Source organism: Rhizobacter sp. P2_H2, from assembly GCF_056403375.1.
The window spans coordinates 1-1,651 of the sequence record NZ_JBFUFP010001151.1 but is presented as its reverse complement, the minus strand read 5'-3'; the positions used below and the strand labels follow the sequence as shown (position 1 = coordinate 1,651).

Genomic DNA, 1,651 nt, shown 5'->3' with positions numbered 1-1,651 from the left:
TGCCCGCAGTCCGTGCAAGCTCTGAAAGCCTCCCTGCCTGTCAACCGCACGGATCGCCTCAGCAACAGGAAGCGCAGCCCGCTCGGGAAGAATTTCTCGGCGGCACCGCTTTCTGAGCCATCAGCAAGGATTCGCCCTTCGACGAGTTCGCGCGACTGACACACCGGGCAGATTGAAGGGTTCCTCATGGCAGCATTGATGCGGAGAACTCCGGCTTCAGGTCGGTCACGGAGAAGTCACCACTGCATGCGCAACCGAGGCGGCGATCGTCACCTAGATCGCCCATCGAAGTGCGTGACCGGAACAGATGCGAGATCGATGCCTTCCAAGCATCGGATATTGATCGCAGCCATGTCATTGCCCTTTGGATCCTTGCCTTCCGCGTAAGGGTGGATACCGCAGGCCGGGCAGAAGCGGTGCTTCAGCAGATGCTTGTTGAACAAGTAGACGCGAGATGCGTCCTCCGGGGTGGAGACCTTCAGCGAGTCTCTGGGCACGAACCAAAGAAGCGAGCCCTTTCGTTGGCACATGGAGCAGTTGCAAGACATCGCGCCCTTGATCTCGCCTTCGACTTCAAAGGCGACGTTGCCGCAGTGGCAGCTTCCCTGGTGTTTCATGGCAGTTCTCCCGTTGAGCAAACTTGCGAACGCAATGATGCACGCTCCGGTCAAACGCTATCACGCCGCGATCGCCACAGCCTCCTCTTCCACCCTCCCCGCCCCCATCCGCACCACCCGATCCGCCACATGGAAATACCGGTCGTCGTGCGAGATCACGACCACCAGGTGCCCCTTCGCGCGCAGCTCGGGCAGCAGCTCGGTGTAGAACAGGTGGCGGAAAGCCGGGTCCTGGTCGGCCGCCCATTCGTCGAACACCAGCACCGGCCGGCCTTCGAGCCACGCATGCACCAGCGCCAGCCGCTTGCGCTGGCCGGTCGACAGGTCGGTGGTGCTGAACGCGCCGTCGCGCACCGACACCTTGTGCGCGATCTCCAGCCGCTCCAGGTAGGGCTGCGCCGCTTGCGGCAGCGGCTGCGGCGCCCCGCCCTCGCCGGCCAGGTCCTGGAACAGGTAGAAATCGGAGAACACCGTCGTGAACAGCTGCCGGTAGTCGTCGCGCGTCGCATCGGTCACCGGCCGGCCGTCCAGCCGCAGCTCGCCCTGCTGCGGCGCATACAGCCCGAGCAGCAGCTTGATCAGCGTCGTCTTGCCCGAGCCGTTGTCGCCGACGATGAAGACCAGCTCGCCGCGGCGCAGCACCAGGTCGATCGGGCCGAGCACGAAGGCCTCGCCGCCGCCCTCCGGCGCATCGAACGCATAGCGCACGCCGCGCAGCTCGATCGAATCGGCGAACGTCACCTCACCGGCCGGCCGGTCCAGGTGCAGATGCGGCTCGGGCGTCGCGAAGCGCAGCGACAGGTCGCCGATGCGCTGGAACGCCACCTTCGCGCGCCCGATGTTCGGCAGCACGCCCACCAGCTGGTCGATCGGCCCCTTCAGGAACAGCAGCACCAGCACGAAGCCGCTCAGCACCGCCGGCGCCACCGTGCTCGCCGCGGCCCAGCCGAGGATCACCGCGATCAGCAGGAAGAACAGCGCCGAGCCGAACGCGCTGCCGACCACGTAGGTGTTGATCGCGCGCTGGTTGACCG

2 protein-coding genes are annotated in these 1,651 nt (G+C 65.5%); both read right to left on the bottom strand.

The annotated features are described in order from the left end of the window. Nucleotides 1-269 precede the first annotated feature (269 nt). A complete protein-coding gene (locus tag AC1D15_RS31040) occupies nt 270-617 on the bottom strand; it encodes a GFA family protein (RefSeq protein ID WP_082004494.1) in 348 nt (115 codons plus the stop codon). 60 nt (nt 618-677) lie between these two features. Beyond that, nucleotides 678-1,651: cyclic peptide export ABC transporter (locus AC1D15_RS31035; protein ID WP_477829060.1), on the bottom strand; the 974-nt coding region annotated here is incomplete at its 5' end.

Coding starts and splice junctions, on each gene's coding strand:
- AC1D15_RS31040 (WP_082004494.1), bottom strand. CDS start 617: ATGAAACACCAGGGAAGCTGCCACTGCGGCAACGTCGCCTTTGAAGTC.